Source organism: Mycobacterium sp. E796, assembly GCF_001672815.1.
GTDB lineage: Bacteria > Actinomycetota > Actinomycetes > Mycobacteriales > Mycobacteriaceae > Mycobacterium.
Genome location: NZ_LZKK01000304.1, coordinates 39,663 through 52,540, shown reverse-complemented (window position 1 = coordinate 52,540; position 12,878 = coordinate 39,663). Strand labels below are relative to the sequence as shown.

Sequence of the window (12,878 nt, the reverse complement as noted above, 5' to 3'; positions counted from 1 at the left end):
GCGGGACCAGCGGGCGAATCCAGCGGGCGGCGGCCTTGGTGGCGTCCGGAAGCGATGGGATCAGCGGCGTTGCCCGCTCCTCGTGGGGCTCGACCTCGCCGCCCGCCTCGACCGGGGCGGGCAGGTTCGCGGGGGTCTCGGGTGCCACCTCGACCTCGGGCTCGTGCTGGTCGGCGGGCAACGGCGCGATCGCCCGGCTGGCCGCCTCCGCCTCCGCCGCGATCGGCAAGTAGATGTCGTCCTGCACCGGCTCGAACGTACGCAGCGACGACGCGCGCACCGGCGCCTCGAGGGCGTCCATCACCCGCCTTCGCTGCTGCTCGCGGTCGATCTCGGTCTGCGCCTCGATGGCGAGCCGGGCCTGGGTAAGTCGGTGCTCGGCCCACATGATCTCGGCCTCGCGGCGGACCTGCGCTCGTTTGATCGCGATGGCGGTTTCCGCCTCGACCTCGGCCCGTTCGCGCTCGGCCCGCGCGGTCGCGTGCCGGTCCTGCGTCGTCTCGCCACGCCACAGCCGCAGGATCAGCGGCAGCAGGCACAACAGCGCGAAGAACGCACTCGCCGCCAGCCGCAGCGCCAACGGTCCGGCGCCGGCGAGGGTGACCTCGTTCATGGCAACCCAGCGCGCGCCGAGCCCCCGGCCGGCGTCCGCGGCCACGTCCTGACGCGCCCGGGCCAGGGCCTGCTCCTCGCGGGAGATCTGGGCGTCCAGTTCGGGCGCCTGGCGGTCACGGGTCGCCAACGCGTCGTCCAGTTCGTGCTGCGCGTCGGCGAGAAGCTCGTTCGCGGTTCGGGTTTCGGGCCCGGCCCCGGGCACGCCGGTGATCCGGGTCTGGGGGCAGGGTGGCGTGGGGTTGTACTCGCAGCGTGCCACGACCAAAGCCTGGTCCTGGCGTTCGCGGGCCTGCGCGACGGCGCGCTCGAGCCCGGCCCGCGCGTCCCTGGATTGTTGCAGCGACGCCGAGGCCCGCACGACGGCCGGCGCCGAGTCGGCGTCGCGCAGTGCCCGTTCGTCGAGCCGGTGGTCGATCGAGCTGGCAAAGATGACGAGGGAGGCGAGCTCGCCGACAACAACGCCGACGGCGATCGCGACGGCCCCGCGAGCCACCACGCCGGGCCAGCGCCGCCCGGGTCCGCCGGCCGTGCCGCGGGTCACCGCACCAACCAGCAGGCCGAAGACGAGCGCCAGCGCCACGACGGCGAGCGTTGGCCAGCGGGTGGACTCCCGCAACGCCAGCCCCGCGACCAGCCAGGCCAGCGTGGCCGCGAGCAACACGACCGCACCGGCCAGGGCTTCCTCGGCCTGAGCCCGCCGCTCGTGGCTTTCACCGAGCTCGCGCCGGTGGCCGCCGCCGAGCCAAGTGAGCGGTCCCTGGATCCGGGACTTGAACGAGCGCGACGCAGTAGCTTCCTGGGCGCACATCAGCTCTCAACACCTCCAAGTCAGTCCAGCCTCCCAGGCCGGCGGCCGGCGCACCGAATCCAGGCGCCACGCGTGTGGTGATATTCACAGCGCAACGGAGTGGGTGCGGGGTCACATCCTCGTGAAACCCATCGGGTCCGCCCAGCCTGGGCCGGGGCCACGCCTGGCTCGAATTTGCTGCGACGCGAGCAGATCAGCGACCGTTCCGGCAGGGGACGTGAGACGGTATAAGCCTATGCCAAACCACGATTATGTCACCTACGAAGAGTTCGGCCGGAGGTTCTTCGAGGTCGCGGTCACCCCCGAGCGTGTCGCCGCCGCGTTCGCCGACATCGCGGGCAACGAGTTCGCCATGGAGCCCATCGCCCAGGGCCCCGGCGGGATCGCCAAGGTCAGCGCCAACGTCAAGATCCACGATCCCAAGGTGACCCGGCGCCTGGGGGACGAGATCACATTCGTCATTCACATCCCGTTGGCCCTCGACCTGCTGCTGGATCTTCGGCTCGACAAGCAGCGGTTCGTGGTCTCCGGTGACATCGCGCTGCGCGCCACGGCACGGGCCGCCGAGCCCCTGCTGCTGATCGTCGACGTCGCCAAACCGCGCCCCTCCGACATCACCGTCAACGTGTCGTCGAAATCCTTCCGCGGCGAGGTGCTGCGCATCCTGGCCGGCGTCGACGGCGAGATCCGCCGCTTCATCGCCGCGTACGTCGCCGAGGAGATCGACTCGCCGCAGTCGCAGGCAGCCCAAGTCATCGACGTGGCCCACCAGTTGGCGGAGGCCTGGCCCTAAGCCGGCGCGCCGGGTTTATCCCTTCGGGACAGGCGGGTATGCGGATGCAACGTCCGTGACCGCCTGGCGAGGAGCGAGAACCGTTGGCACGAGTAGATGTTTCGATGGCGTCCGATGTGCCGCCGGAAACCGCCTGGAAGCTGGCGTCCGACCTGCGCCGGTTCGACGAGTGGTTGACGATTTTCGGTGGCTGGCGCGGGCCGGTTCCGTCGACGATCGAGAAGGGCACGTGTGTTTCGTCGTGCATTAGGGTCAAGGGCTTCCGGAACATCATCCACTGGGAGGTCACCTGTTATGACGCACCGAAAGCGGTTGAGCTGCAAGGCCGGGGCCGCGGCGGGATCCGCATCGGGGTAGGCGTGACGATCTCCGACGACCATCCCGGATCCAAGCTTCACCTCACGGCGGACCTCAAGGGCGGGGTGCTCAGCGGCCCGGTCGGGGGACTGGTCGCCAGGGTGCTGCGTTCGGACATCCGCAATTCGGTCAACAACTTGGCCAACCTGCAGTAGCCCTGCGCCTACCGCCGATCCGTGTGCCAGCCTCGTTCGGCCTCGCGGATTTCCCTGCGGTCCATGGCAAGCCACGCCAGCCCGGCACCGAACGCCAGCAGTCCGACGATCGCCGCGTCAACGCCGCCGCCCGCGTCGCCGAGGGCGAAATTGATCACGGAGATCACCAATGCCAGGGCGGCCGCGGCGACGACGAGCAAGCCGGGGGAGCGCTCCCGGTCACTCGCGAAATGACGCCGCGCGAGGTGCCCCATGACCGCCTCCTCCAAAGTCGCTTTCGTTCGACCGCTTTCCTGCGGCTACCCGAAAGCCCCTCTGAGCAAACGACTTTGCCGCCTTACAGGCCTGGTGCCGCCCGAAATATTTGTGGTCCTCGCTTATAGCCCCCGTAACCGCTGCCGATGTCGCGGTAGTCGGCGACGAACCGGAATGACGGTTTTCACCGCAGAATCGGTTCCTTGGTGGGGCGCTGCGAGTTTGGGCATAACCTTCTGAAGCCCGCGGTGAAATTGCCCCGCTAGGCGGGGTCGCGCGGCCGCAATCGGCGGGTCGGCCGGGTCTCGATCGCGTTGATGGTCAGGGCCCGCCGGCCGATCCGCCAACCCGCGTCGGTCAGCCGGTATTCGTCGTCGTAACGCAGGTGCCACACCACGTCGAGCACCTCGTCCCCGCGCGGGCTCCAGTGGTGCGCGACGCAGGCGACGCGCCCGGCGGCGGTGCCCTGGGCGGTCTCGTCGTAGACCTCGCCGACGATGGCGTGTTCGGTGCGGGTGACGGCGGCGACGGCGGCCACCGCGGCGCCGATCGCCTCGTGGCCGCGGTGGCAGTGGACAGGCCCCAGCGCGTCCGGCGGGTCGGGCACCGTCAGCTCGGCGGCCTCGGTGAAAAGTGTTGCGACCGAGTCGAATTGACGATCATCCACATACGCCGCGTATCGGTGCACCAGATCGCTGAGGGCCGCGCGGTCAGCCGCCGAGATGGTCACGAGCCCAATGACAGCCGCTGGGCGCACGCCGACAGGACGTCCTTGGCCTCCTCGATGTCGGCGGTCGGCGGCATCGACAGCACGATCCGGTCGGCCCCCTGATCGGCGAGGACGCCGGCGCGCTCGGCATCGATCTTGGTGACGGCGTGGCCCAGCGATACCTCCAGCGCCGCCGGGTCGCGGCCGGCCGCAGACGCCTCGTCGCGCATCAGGGCGATCAACGACGCGAGCTCGGGACCGGCCACGCCGAGCGGCTGCAGGCCGTCGCCGAACCGTCCCGCCCGGCGGGCCGCCGCCTTGCTATGCCCGCCGATATAGATCGGAAGTCGTTGCTTGGCAACGGGTTTGGGATAACACACCACGTCGTCGAAGTGGAAGAACTCGCCATGGTGCGACACCCCCTGCGGCGTGTCGGCCCATAGCGCCCGCAACACGGCCAGCTGCTCGTCCGCCCGCCTGCCCCGGCAGTCGAATTCCGTGCCGCACGCCTCGACCTCCTCCCTGAGCCAGCCCACGCCGACGCACAGCCGCAGCCGTCCGCCCGAGAGCGCGTCGACGGTTGCCGCACGCTTGGCGAGCACCACCGGGTGGTGGTTGGGCAGCACCAGCACCCCGGTGGCCAACCGCAGCCGGCTGGTCTGCCCGGCCAAGAACGCGAGCACGTCGAGCGGGTCGGGAATCGGGCAGTCGGCGGCCAGCCCGACCCGCCCCGAGCTGTCGTACGGGTAGACGCTGTCGTAGCGGGTGGCCAGGACGGTGTGCTCGACGACCACGATCGATTCGAACCCGCACCGGTCCAGGTGGCCCGCGAAGCTCGCCATCCATTCCGGATCCGCGGTGACGCCTTCGGCGACGGGGGCCAGGACCGCGATTTTCGGGGGAGCCGTCATGGCCATCGAAGCTAACAGGTGGGTTTATCGGGGCGCCGCGATCGCCGCGCGGACGGCCTCGGCCAGCGCGGCCGCCCGCTGATCGGTGAAAACGTCCTCCAGCAGCACCGGTCGGCCGTCGGGGCCGGTCAACGGCACCCGCCAGTTCGGGTACTCGTCGGTGGTGCCCGGCTGGTTCTGGGTGCGCCGGTCGCCGACCGCGTCGGTCAGCGCCACCCCCAACAGCCGCGACGGCGTCCGGCCCAGGTACTGGTAGAGGGCGAGAATCACCTGCTCCGGGTCGTGTTGAGCGTCAACGCCCTCGCCGAGCAGGCCGACCCGGCGCAGCTCGGCCATCCAGGCCGCCAACTCGGCCCGGTCGGATTCGAACTCGACCTCCACCGGCCGGGTCAGCAACCCCAGGGACTCCCGCAGCCGGACATGGTCGCCGGCCAGGTAACCGGCTGTCGGCGGCAGATCGTGGGTCGTGACCGACGACAGGCAATACTCGCGCCAGCGCTCGGCCGGCAGCGGCCCGCCGTTCCCGTCGCGATCCAACTCGAACCACAGGATCGAGGTGCCCAGCACGCCCCGTAATAAGAGGTAGTCGCGGACCCACGGTTCGACGGTGCCGAGGTCTTCGCCGACGACGAGCGCCCCGGCGCGGTGGGCTTCCAGGGCGACGATGCCGATCATCGCCTCGTGGTCGTAGCGCACGTAGGTGCCCTCGGTCGGCGGGACGCCCCGCGGGATCCACCACAGCCGGAACAGCCCGATGATGTGGTCGATGCGGACGCCGCCGGCGTGCCGCAGCACAGCCCGGATCAGCGCCCGAAAGGGGCGGTATTCGCACTCGTCCAGCCGGTCCGGGCGCCACGGCGGCTGCGACCAGTCCTGGCCGAGTTGGTTGAACTCGTCCGGAGGCGCGCCTGCCGTCACGCCCAGCGCCATCACATCCTGCAGGGCCCAGGTGTCGGCGCCGTTGGGATGCACCCCGACGGCCAGGTCGTGCATGACGCCCAGCGCCATCCCCGCGCGTATCGCCTGGGATTGCGCCGAGGCGAGCTGCTCGTCGAGTTGCCACTGCAGCCAGCGGTGGAAATCGATGGCGTCCGAATTCCGTTCGACGAAGCCCTCGACGCCGGCGGCGCCGGGGTGCCGCAGCGACTCCGGCCAGCGGTGCCAGTCGTCGCCGTATTCCTCGGCCAGCGCGCACCAGGTGGCGAAGTCGTCGAGCGCCCGGCCTTCCCGGTCCCGGAACGCGGCGTAGGCCAGCTCACGGCCCGCCGAGCGGGGCACCCGATGCAGCAGCCGCAGCGCCGCACGCTTGGCCGCCCAGGCGCCGTCGCGGTCGATGGCGTCGAGTTTTCCCGCCCGGTGCTGCACGTCCGATCGCAGCCGGCGGACCCGGCCCCGCTTGGTCAGTTCGGCGTATTCGGGGATCGCCTCGACGCGAAGGTAGAGCGGGTTGAAGAAGCGGCGCGACGTGGGCAGGTACGGCGACGGCTCCATCCGGCTGTTGAGGCCGGCCGGCCCGGAAAATCCGGCGGCGTGCAGGGGATTCACCAGCACGTAGTCGGCGCCATGGCGGGACGCCGACCACACCGCGAGGTCGCCGAGATCGGTGAGGTCGCCGACGCCCCACGACTGCCGCGACCGCACGCTGTAGAGCTGCGCGGCCAGACCCCACGCGCGGCGCGCGCCGAGCTGCTCCGGCAGCCCGAGCCAGTCCGGCGTGACGATCAGCGCCGTGCTCGTCTCGGAGTCGCCGGAACGCAGGTGGACGCGGTGGTATCCGACCGGCAGGTGCGCCGGCAGGACGAAGCTGGCCTCACCGATCCAGCGCCCGTCCAGATCGAACGGCTGCGTGAAGTTGTCGACCTGTACCACCCCGCCGCGCACGGTGCCGTCCTCGAGCTGCAGCCACACTTCGGCGGGATCACCGTGCGTCACGTGCACCCAGAATCGGATCTGCTCACCGGTTCGCCCGACGATGGTCGCCGGCATCCGGCGCTCCCAATACGACCGCCGCTGCGCGGTCAGGGCGACGTTGCGCTCTTGTTCAGTGCCGGCGGCGACGCCGAGCGCGGCAAGCACCGCCACCAGCGTGTGCTCAGCGACGAGCACGCGCCGACCGGTCCAGTCGTCGTACTCGGTGGCGATGCCGAAGCGGCGGGCGAGTTCGACCAGCGAGGGCGCGAGCTCCGTCATGTCGCCCATCTTGCTTGAGAAGCCGTTCCGTCGCCTCATCGCCGAGCCGGACGGCGAAGCTGGGCATTCGACAGGACTAAGTGGCCGTCCCCGGTTAACATGCCCAGTGAAGACGTGAGGAATCCAGCCGGGGGATGAGTGGGGAACAGCAAGACTGCCAGCGGCGCTGCTGGCACGGTTCGCGACACTCACGACCGGAACGAGGCGGGATTCGTCTGCGCGGCCAGATTGAATCCAAGTGAACGCGGACGAGAACGCGTGGCGAGGTCCGTGGGCGTCCCTTACGGTTGTCACGGTTGTCGAAGCAATTCGCGCCCGGATATTTTTCAAGGACAATGTCCAGGCGTTCTAGCAGACCGGATGGTGAATTAACGTGGCGGAAGAGAGTCGCGGGCAGCGGGGGTCGGGGTACGGCCTTGGGTTGTCGACCAAGACCCAGGTAACCGGCTACCAGTTCCTGGCCCGACGGACCTCGATGGCGCTGACCCGTTGGCGGGTCCGCATGGAGATCGAGCCCGGCCGCCGCCAGACGCTGGCGCTGGTGGCCTCGGTTTCGGCGGGGTTGGTGATCTGCCTGGGCGCCCTGCTGTGGTCGTTCATCAGCCCGTCGGGCCAGATCAACGAGTCGCCGATCATCGCCGACCGCGATTCCGGCGCCCTCTACGTCCGCGTGGGTGACAAGTTGTACCCGGCGCTGAACCTGGCGTCGGCGCGGCTGATCACCGGGCGGCCGGACAACCCGCACCTGGTCCGGTCGAGCCAGATCGCGAGCCTCCCGCGCGGGCCCCTGGTGGGCATCCCGGGCGCACCGTCGAACTTCGCCCCCAAGACCCCGTCCGCGTCGTCGTGGCTGGTGTGCGACACCGTCGCCGGATCGACCGGCGTAGGGGCGCCATCCGGGGTGACCGTGACGGTCATCGACGGAACCCCGGACCTCAGCGGCCACCGGCAGGTCCTGAACGGCTCGGACGCCGTGGTGCTGCGGTACGGCGACGACGCCTGGGTGGTCCGGCAGGGGCGCCGGTCGAAGATCGACGCGATGAACCGCTCGGTGTTGTTGCCGCTGGGACTGACGCCCGAGCAGGTCAGCATGGCGAAGCCGATGAGCCGCGCGCTCTACGACGCGCTGCCGGTGGGGCCGGAGCTGACGGTGCCCGAGATTCCCGGCGCCGGTGCCCCAGCCACGTTCGCGGGGGCGCCCGGCCCGGTGGGGACGGTGATCGTCACCCCGCAAATCAGTGGGCCGCAACAGTATTCGTTGGTGTTGGCCGACGGCGTGCAGACGCTGCCCCCGCTGGTGGCGCAGATCCTGCAGAACGCCGGCGGCCCCGGCAACAACAAGCCGGTGACGGTCGAACCGTCGTCCCTGGCGAAGATGCCGGTGGTCAACAAGCTGGACCTGTCGTCGTATCCCGACAACCCGCTGAACGTGATGGACATCCGGGAGAACCCGGCGACCTGCTGGTGGTGGCAGAAGACCTCCGGTGAGAACCGGGCCCGCATCCAGGTCATCTCCGGGTCGACCATTCCCGTCGCGTCCAAGGAGATGAGCAAGGTCGTGTCGCTGGTGAAGGCCGACACCACCGGCCGCGAAGCCGACCAGGTGTACTTCGGCCCCGATCACGCCAATTTCGTGGCCGTCACCGGCAACGACCCGGGCGCCAAGACCACCGAATCGCTGTGGTGGCTGACCGACGCCGGCGCGCGGTTCGGGGTCGACGACACCCGCGAGGCCCGCGAGGCCCTCGGCCTGAAGACCGCCCCTAGCCTGGCGCCGTGGGTGGCGCTGCGGCTGCTGCCACAAGGCCCGACCCTGTCGCGGGCGGACGCCTTGGTGGAGCACGACACCTTGCCCATGGACATGTCCCCTGCAGAGTTGGTGGTACCCCGATGAAACGTGGATTCGCGCGCCCGACACCGGAGAAGCCCCCGGTCATCAAGCCGGAGAACATCGTCCTCCCGACCCCGCTGAGCATCCCCCCGCCGGAGGGCAAGCCGTGGTGGATCGTCGTGGTCGGCGTGGTCGTGATCGGCCTGCTGGGCGGCATGGTCGCCATGACCTTCGCGAGCGGCTCGCACGTCTTCGGCGGCGTCGGCGCGATCTTCCCGATCTTCATGATCGGCGGCATGGCGATGATGATGTTCGGTGGGCGCTTCGGCGGCCAGCAGCAGATGAGCCGGCCGAAGCTGGACGCGATGCGCGCCCAGTTCATGTTGATGCTCGACATGCTGCGCGAGACCGCGCACGAGTCGGCCGACAGCATGGACGCCAACTACCGCTGGTTCCACCCGGCGCCCGACACGCTGCCCGCAGCGGTGGGCTCGTCGCGGATGTGGGAGCGCAAGCCGGACGGCAAGGACCTGAACTTCGGTGTCGTCCGCGTCGGCGTGGGCATGACCCGTCCCGAGGTGACCTGGGGTGAGCCGCAGAACATGCCGACCGACATCGAGCTCGAGCCGGTTACCGGTAAGGCACTGCAGGAATTCGGCCGCTACCAGAGCGTCGTTTACAACCTGCCGAAGATGATCTCCCTGCTGGTCGAGCCCTGGTACTCGCTGATCGGGAACCGCGAGCAGGTGCTGGGCCTGATGCGGGCGATCATCTGCCAGTTGGCGTTCTCGCACGGTCCCGACCACGTGCAGATGGTCGTGGTCAGCTCCGAGTTGGACCAATGGGATTGGGTCAAGTGGCTGCCGCACTTCGGCGACTCGCGGCGCCAGGACGCGGCCGGCAACGCCCGCATGGTCTACAGCTCGGTGCGGGAGTTCGCCGCGGAGCAGGCCGAATTGTTCGCCGGCCGTGGCTCTTTCACGCCCCGGCACGCCAGCTCGTCGGCGCAGACCCCGACGCCGCACACCGTGATCATCGCCGACGTCACGGATCCGCAATGGGAGTTCGTGATCAGCGCCGAGGGCATCGACGGCGTGACGTTCTTCGACCTGACCGGCTCGTCGATGTGGGCGTCCGTCCCCGAGCGGACGCTGAAGTTCGACGACCGCGGCGTGATCGAAGCCCTGCCGCGCGACCGCGACACCTGGATGGTAATCGACGAGAAGCCGTGGTTCTTCGCACTCACCGACCACCTCAGCGTCGAGGAATCGGAGGAGTTCGCGCAGAAGCTGGCGCGCTGGCGGCTGGCCGAGGCGTACGAAGAGATCGGTCAGCGGGTGGCCCACATCGGCGCCCGGGACATCCTGACCTACTACGGGATCGACGATCCGGCCGACATCGACTTCGACTCGCTGTGGGGCAGCCGCACCGACGCGATGGGCCGGTCGCGGTTGCGCGCCCCGTTCGGCAATCGTTCCGACAACGGCGAGTTGCTGTTCTTGGACATGAAGTCGCTGGACGAAGGCGGCGACGGCCCGCACGGGGTCATGTCCGGAACGACGGGTTCGGGTAAGTCGACGCTGGTGCGAACCGTGATCGAGTCGCTGATGCTCGGCCACCCGCCGGAGGAGCTGCAGTTCGTGCTGGCCGACCTCAAGGGTGGTTCGGCCGTCAAGCCGTTCGCCGGTGTGCCGCACGTGTCGCGCATCATCACCGACCTGGAAGAGGACCAGGCCCTGATGGAGCGCTTCCTGGACGCGCTGTGGGGCGAGATCGCGCGCCGCAAGGCGATCTGCGACAGCGCTGGGGTCGACGACGCCAAGGAATACAACAGCGTGCGCTCCCGGATGCGGGCCCGCGGCCAGGACATGCCGCCGTTGCCGATGCTGGTGGTCGTCATCGACGAGTTCTACGAGTGGTTCCGCATCATGCCGACCGCCGTCGACGTTCTGGACTCGATCGGCCGTCAGGGCCGCGCCTACTGGATCCACCTGATGATGGCGTCCCAGACGATTGAGAGCCGGGCCGAAAAGCTCATGGAGAACATGGGTTACCGGTTGGTGCTGAAGGCCCGCACCGCCGGCGCGGCGCAGGCGGCCGGCGTGCCGAACGCGGTGAACCTGCCGGCCCAGGCGGGTCTGGGTTACTTCCGCCGCAGCCTCGAGGACATCGTCCGGTTCCAGGCCGAGTTCCTGTGGCGGGACTACATCTCGCGCGGCGTCACCATCGACGGCGACGAGGCTCCGGCGTTGGTGCACAGCATCGATTACGTTCGCCCGCAACTGTTTACCAACTCGTTCACCCCGCTCGAGGTGAGCGTCGGTGGGCCGACCATCGAGGCGGTTCACACGAACGGCTCTAACGGTGAGCTGCCCGAGGTGTTGGAAGCCGAGGGCGAGGACGACGAGGGCATCAGGACGCCCAAGGTCGGCACGGTGATCATCGATCAGCTGCGCCGGATCGACTTCGAGCCCTACCGGTTGTGGCAGCCGCCGCTGAACGAACCCGTCGCCATCGACGATCTGGTCAACCGGTTCATCGGCCGCCAGTGGCAGCAGGACTACGGCACCGAGCAGAACCTGGTGTTCCCGATCGGGATCATCGACCGGCCGTTCAAGCACGACCAGCCGCCGTGGACGGTCGACACCTCCGGACCCGGTGCCAACGTGCTGATCCTGGGGGCCGGCGGTTCGGGTAAGACCACCGCGCTGCAGACGCTGATCTGCTCGGCGGCGCTGACCCACACGCCGGAGCAGGTCCAGTTCTACTGCCTGGCCTACAGCGGCACCGCGCTGACCACGGTGGCCCGTCTGCCGCACGTGGGTGAGGTGGCCGGTCCGACCGATCCGTACGGCGTGCGCCGCACGGTGGCCGAGCTGCTGGCGCTGGTTCGCGAGCGCAAGCGCAGCTTCCTCGAATACGGGATCGCCTCGATGGAGGTGTTCCGGCGCCGCAAGTTCGGCGGTGAGGCCGGGCCGGTGCCCAACGACGGGTTCGGCGACGTCTACCTGGTGATCGACAACTACCGGGCGCTGGCCGAGGAAAACGAGGTGCTGATCGAGCAGGTGAACCTGATCATCAACCAGGGGCCCTCGTTCGGTGTGCACGTGGTCGTCACCGCGGACCGCGAGTCGGAGCTGCGGCCGCCGGTGCGTAGCGGTTTCGGTTCGCGCGTCGAATTGCGTTTGGCCGCGGTCGAAGACGCCAAGCTGGTGCGCTCGCGGTTCGCCAAGGAAGTTCCGGTCAAGCCGGGACGCGGCATGGTGGCGGTCAACTACGTCCGCCTCGACGCCGACCCGCAGGCCGGCCTGCACACCCTGGTGGCCCGGCCCGCGCTGGCCAGCACGCCCGACCACACATTCGCGTCGGACAGCATCGTCGAGGCGGTCAGCCGCCTGGCGAGCGGCCAGGCCCCGCCGATCCGCCGCCTGCCGGCGCGCTTCGGCGTCGAGCAGGTGCGCGAGCTGGCGGCCCGCGACACCCGCCAAGGGGTGGGTGCCGGCGGAATCGTCTGGGCCATATCGGAATTGGATCTGGCGCCGGTCTATTTGAACTTCGCCGAGAACGCGCACCTGATGGTGACGGGCCGGCGCGAGTGTGGCCGCACCACGACGCTGGCGACGATCATGTCGGAAATCGGGCGGCTGTACGCGCCCGGCGCCAGCAGCGCGCCGCCGCCACCGGCCGGGCGGCCCTCCGCCCAGGTGTGGCTGGTCGACCCGCGCCGTCAGCTGCTGACGGTGCTGGGCTCGGAGTACGTGGAGAAGTTCGCGTACAACCTGGACGGCGTGCAGGCGATGATGAACGACATGTCCGCCCTGCTGGCCAGCCGCGAACCACCGCCCGGCCTGTCGGCGGAGGAGCTCTTGGCGCACTCGTGGTGGAGCGGCCCGGAGATCTTCCTCATCGTCGACGACATCCAGCAGCTGCCGGCCGGTTTCGATTCGCCGCTGCACAAGGCCGCCGCCTGGGTGACCAGGGCCGCCGACGTGGGCCTGCACGTGATCGTCACCCGCACGTTCGGTGGCTGGTCGTCGGCGGGCAGCGACCCGATGCTGCGGGCGCTGCACCAGGCGAACGCGCCGCTGCTGGTGATGGACGCCGACCCCGACGAGGGCTTCATCCGCGGCAAGATGAAGGGTGGCCCGCTGCCCCGCGGCCGTGGCCTGCTGATGGCCGAGGACACCGGCGTGTTCGTCCAGGTGGCCGCGACCGAGTTCCGCAAGTAGGGTCCGCTACTGGGATTGGCCGCTG

At 69.6% G+C, this 12,878-nt stretch carries 9 protein-coding genes; 4 read left to right on the top strand and 5 right to left on the bottom strand.

Annotated elements, in window-relative coordinates; translation table 11 throughout:
- The coding region (locus tag A5706_RS23795; RefSeq protein ID WP_068136207.1) for a DUF4407 domain-containing protein at window positions 1-1,423 on the bottom strand (1,423 nt) is incomplete at its 3' end.
- A gap of 235 nt (window positions 1,424-1,658) precedes the next feature.
- Here A5706_RS23795 and A5706_RS23790 point away from each other — a divergent pair.
- Window positions 1,659-2,216 carry a hypothetical protein gene (locus A5706_RS23790; protein ID WP_068112056.1) on the top strand — a complete coding sequence of 186 codons (558 nt, stop codon included), beginning with the start codon at window positions 1,659-1,661 and terminating at the stop codon, window positions 2,214-2,216.
- An 83-nt stretch (window positions 2,217-2,299) separates the two neighbouring features.
- Window positions 2,300-2,728, top strand: coding sequence for an SRPBCC family protein (locus A5706_RS23785; protein ID WP_197517955.1), 429 nt, complete (start codon window positions 2,300-2,302; stop codon window positions 2,726-2,728).
- 8 nt (window positions 2,729-2,736) lie between these two features.
- Here the strand turns inward: A5706_RS23785 and A5706_RS23780 are convergent, their stop codons facing one another.
- The 4 genes from A5706_RS23780 to malQ all read right to left on the bottom strand — a co-directional run bounded on the left by A5706_RS23780 (window position 2,737) and on the right by malQ (window position 6,793).
- Window positions 2,737-2,982 (bottom strand): hypothetical protein, encoded by a 246-nt coding sequence (locus tag A5706_RS23780; protein WP_068136200.1) that lies wholly within the window; start codon window positions 2,980-2,982, stop codon window positions 2,737-2,739.
- Between the two features lie 263 nt (window positions 2,983-3,245).
- Entirely contained in the window at window positions 3,246-3,713 is a 468-nt protein-coding gene (locus A5706_RS23775) for a nuclear transport factor 2 family protein (protein WP_068136196.1), read from the bottom strand.
- Complete coding sequence (locus A5706_RS23770; protein ID WP_068136193.1) at window positions 3,710-4,603, bottom strand: LLM class F420-dependent oxidoreductase; 894 nt, start codon at window positions 4,601-4,603, stop codon at window positions 3,710-3,712. Before A5706_RS23770 ends, A5706_RS23775 begins: the two co-directional genes overlap by 4 nt.
- A gap of 24 nt (window positions 4,604-4,627) precedes the next feature.
- Window positions 4,628-6,793, bottom strand: coding sequence for a 4-alpha-glucanotransferase (gene malQ, locus A5706_RS23765; RefSeq protein ID WP_068136213.1), 2,166 nt, complete (start codon window positions 6,791-6,793; stop codon window positions 4,628-4,630).
- Between the two features lie 373 nt (window positions 6,794-7,166).
- On the opposite strand from malQ, the gene eccB reads away from it, so the two are divergent.
- A complete protein-coding gene (gene eccB, locus A5706_RS23760) occupies window positions 7,167-8,687 on the top strand; it encodes a type VII secretion protein EccB (RefSeq protein WP_068136189.1) in 1,521 nt (506 codons plus the stop codon).
- Window positions 8,684-12,853, top strand: coding sequence for a type VII secretion protein EccCa (gene eccCa, locus A5706_RS23755; RefSeq protein WP_068136186.1), 4,170 nt, complete (start codon window positions 8,684-8,686; stop codon window positions 12,851-12,853). Before eccB ends, eccCa begins: the two co-directional genes overlap by 4 nt.
- Window positions 12,854-12,878 lie beyond the last annotated feature (25 nt).